General features: G+C 65.1%; 4 protein-coding genes. All 4 read left to right on the forward strand.

Annotation, left to right across the window (positions count from 1 at the left end; all coding sequences use genetic code 11):
• Window positions 1-534, forward strand: a 534-nt coding sequence (locus ACESL8_RS06575) for a sigma-70 family RNA polymerase sigma factor (RefSeq protein WP_372917058.1), incomplete at its 5' end; no start/stop codon positions are given.
• Between the two features lie 83 nt (window positions 535-617).
• Complete coding sequence (locus ACESL8_RS06580) at window positions 618-2,255, forward strand: hypothetical protein (RefSeq protein ID WP_372917060.1); 1,638 nt, start codon at window positions 618-620, stop codon at window positions 2,253-2,255.
• A 66-nt stretch (window positions 2,256-2,321) separates the two neighbouring features.
• On the forward strand, window positions 2,322-3,014 hold the full coding sequence (locus ACESL8_RS06585) for a hypothetical protein (protein ID WP_372917062.1): 693 nt from the start codon (window positions 2,322-2,324) through the stop codon (window positions 3,012-3,014).
• Between the two features lie 219 nt (window positions 3,015-3,233).
• Window positions 3,234-3,893 (forward strand): hypothetical protein, encoded by a 660-nt coding sequence (locus ACESL8_RS06590; RefSeq protein WP_372917064.1) that lies wholly within the window; start codon window positions 3,234-3,236, stop codon window positions 3,891-3,893.
• Window positions 3,894-3,956: the final 63 nt, after the last annotated feature.

Genomic DNA, 3,956 nt, shown 5'->3' on the forward strand with positions numbered 1-3,956 from the left:
CAGGCGATCACCCGCAGCATTGCCGATCAGGCCCGCACTATCCGCATTCCGGTGCACATGATCGAAACGATCAACAAGCTGGTGCGCACCAGCCGGCAAATCCTGCACGAAATCGGCCGCGAGCCGACGCCCGAAGAACTGGCCGAGCGGTTGTCGATGCCGCTGGAAAAGGTGCGCAAGGTGATGAAGATCGCCAAGGAGCCAATCTCCCTCGAAACGCCGATCGGCGACGAGGAAGACAGCCATCTGGGCGATTTCATCGAAGACAAGAACGCCGTGATCCCCGTGGACGCCGCCATCCATTCAAATCTGAAGGAAACGGTGACGCGCGTGCTGGCCAGCCTCACCCCGCGTGAAGAACGTGTGCTGCGCATGCGTTTTGGCATCGGCATGAACACCGATCACACGCTAGAAGAAGTAGGCCAGCAGTTCAGTGTGACGCGCGAACGCATTCGCCAGATCGAAGCCAAGGCGCTGCGCAAGTTGAAACACCCCTCGCGCAGCCGCAAGATGCGCAGCTTCCTCGACGTTTGAGGCGAACCCGATTGCCGATGTGATCAACAGGCGCCAAAAGACAGGCGGTTGCCAAGTGCAGCCGCCTGTTCCACGATTGGGGCATGATCATTCGCTCAGCCGCCGCCGTCACCGCCATGCTGCTCTGCACGTCGGCAGCACCAGCACCCCCTCTGGCCAATGTGGTTTTGGCTACAGCGCTGGCGGCCAACATTTGCGGGCAAGCAAGCGAAGGCGCGGGCGCGGCAACCAGTGCCCGCATCGTGCTGGTCCCCGGCCTCACCCCGGCGCACATGGCGGTTAGCGACGTGCAGGTGGCCCAGGCCTTTTTCGATCAGGGCCTCGGCCAGCTTTGGGGCTTCGACTATGACGAGGCGCTCAAAAGCTTCCGTGAAGCCCGGCGGCTGGATCCAGATTGCACCATGTGCAACTGGGGCGAGGCGCTGGCGCTGGGGCCGTATATCAACAGCGGGCCTATCAACGCCGAAACCATCGCCGAAGCCCGCGCCCTCACCGCCCGTGCCCTCACCGCCCACGCGCTGGGCAGCAACCGGCTTTCGCAGCGCGACCGCGCGCTGATGGACGCGGTGCACGCCCGCCACGCCCCCGGCGGCAACAAGGACGGCGTTCACGGCGATCTTTATGCCGATACAATGATCGCCCTTGCGGCGCGCTGGCCGGATGATGATCTGATGGCGATTCTGGCCGCCGAGTCCATCATGACCAGCCAGCCTTGGGACTATTGGGAAGCCGACGGCAAAACCCCCAAGGCCCGCGCCGGTACCGCGCTGGCGCTGGTGGAGACGATATTGGCCCGCTCTCCCAATCAACCCCAAGCCATCCACCTGCTGATCCACCTCACCGAAGCGTCTGCCAACCCCGCTCGCGCCGCTGGGCCGGCGGCGCGGCTGGGAGGCCTCGCACCGGGGGCACCGCACATGGTGCACATGCCCAGCCACACCTGGTATCGCATCGGCCGCTTTGCCGATGCCATCGCCGCCAACCAGCAGGCGGTGCTGGCCGATGAAGCCTATGCCCGCGCCGTGGGCGCCGATCCGCAGTTTTACGGCTATTTCAACCACCACACCCACTTCCTCGCCTCGGCCGCTGTCCAGATCAACGACAAGAAAACCGCGCTGGCTGCCGCCGCCGGGCTGGAAGCCGCGATCACGTCGGCGGCCGTCGCCCGCTCCCCATGGCTCGAAATGCGGCTGGTGACCGCGCTGCACACCCGCGCCTATTTTCTGTCGCCGGCACAAATCCTCGCCCTGCCCCGCCCCGAATCCCGCCTGCGCCGGCTCACCCTCGCCTGGCACGGCGTGCGCGCCGAAGCCTTGGCCATGAGCGGCAATCTTGATGGGGCGCACGGCGAATTGACGGCGCTGCGCGGCGCCCGCGACGCGCTCGAACGCCCCGAGGGTAGCCGGCGCGGCGACCGGCGCGGCAGCGGTAACATGGAATTTGCCGCCATTGCCGACGCCGTGGCCCGCGGCCGCATCGCGGCGGTGCGCGGCGACGTGGCCGGCGCACTGCGGGCCTATGGCGCCGCCGAAGCCATCGAGGCCAATCTGCCCTATTCCGAGCCGCCGCTGTGGCCGATGCCGGTGTCGATCCTGTCCGGCCAGTTGCGGCTGGCGACGGGCGATGCCGCCGCTGCAGCCGCCGATTTCCGCCGCGCGCTGGCGCAGCGTCCGGGTAATCGCGCGGCCAGCGACGGGCTGATGTCGGCAAGCAAGGCCTAGCCTGCCGAGCGAGCGCCCGTGTGTGTTGTGATTGCACGACGCCAGCACCCGGTTTAGGCAGCTGAAATGGTGAAACGGTTTTTCTCTGCGGCCGCAATCGGTTGTGCTGCCTTGTTGATCCTGGTTGGCGCTGCGCCGCCGCCCGATCCGATGCTGGCCCAGATCATCGCGGCTGCCGGCGCCTTGCCGCCAGCCGCGATGGCTTTTGAACGATCCTCACGCACCGTTACCCGCCAAGATGGCGGCGAAAGCGGCACCCGCATGCGCATCGATCGCTGGGACGGCCGGGCCTTCACTCTGCTCAGCGTCGATGGCAAACCGCCAGAAGCCAAGCAGGCGGCCGAGTTTCGCAAGGCCACCGCAGCGCTCCCGGTGCCTGGCTATCACCGGCTGGCCGAATTCTTGAAAACCGGCGCGGTGCGGCAAACCGATGTGCAGGGCCGCACTGTGTATCGCCTCACCTCGCTGCCGAAAGGCACTGTGAATGTCGGCAAGGATGTGTCGGCCAATCTGTCGGGCGAGTTCCTTGTCGACACCAGCGCCGCTCAGCCCTTCATCTCCCGCGCCCGCATCGTGCTGCCAAAGCCATTGTCGTTCTTCATGGTCGCCAAGCTCGACAGCCTGGAGATCATCTACGATTACAAGCTTGGCAGCGATGGCCGTCCTTATCTGGCGCGGGCCGTGCGGGCCATCGCCGGGGCGCAATTCGGCAAACAGGGCACCACCCGCTCGGAAACAACCTACACGATGCTGCGTTGATAAGGCGCTGAAATGGCGCTGAAATGGCGATGGGTTGGCACCTTTCGGCATGCAAAAATCCGCCTGTTCATAAATCGGCAACAGGTGATGCTGCAATACAACGGCGTTCTGCCAAACACGGCCTGTCGGCGCGCAGGCGTGTAACAAACTTGTGATTGGCCAAACCGCCGGGTTATCAGGTGTCAAATGTTGAAAAGCTGCGCCTTCGTCATGCCCCTGTTGGCCAGTCTGTTGATGGCGGCAGTCCCGGCCGACGAAGTGCGCCTGGAACCGCTGCGCGACGCCATCATCACCGAAGCCCGCGCTGCCGATGCGGCAACCATATCCTTCGATCGCACCACCACCGCCGTCCGCCGCGGCCCCGGCATCAAGGAAAAAACCGTCACGGTCGAGCGTTGGGACGGCAGGTGCTGGGCGCTGGTCACCGTTAACGGCAAGCTGCCGAGCGCCAGCCATCTCAAGACGTTTCGCAAGGCCACGGCCGCCAACCCCGTGCCTGGCTATCACCGCCTGGCGGCGCTGATGGCCGCCGCTTCGGCTATTTCGGTGGACGGCGACGGCCGCAAAGTGTTGAAAATCCCGGTGTTGCCGGCCGGCACCGTGAGCGCCGACACATCTGACATTTCCAGTCACCTGTCGGGTGAAGCCGTGATCGCCAACAATGACGGCAGGCCCTATGTCGCTCGCCTCAAGGTGAGTGCGCGCGAGAATTTCAAGCTGAACCTGCTGATCAAGGTCACCAATTTCGAACAGATCAGCGATTACCGCCTCGGCCCGGACGGCCACCCGCGCCTGGCCAGCCAATCAGCCGACAGCAAGGGCCAGATGTTCGGCTTTGCCGGCGGCCAGACCGACGAAGTCATCTACGCCTACCGCTGAACGCAGCGCCGCCCTCGCAGTTTGACTGTATTGCGCCTGCGCACGCCTCTCTCTAGCGTCGCG

It is taken from the genome of Sandarakinorhabdus sp. (genome assembly GCF_041689835.1).
Taxonomy (GTDB): Bacteria; Pseudomonadota; Alphaproteobacteria; order Sphingomonadales; family Sphingomonadaceae; genus Sandarakinorhabdus.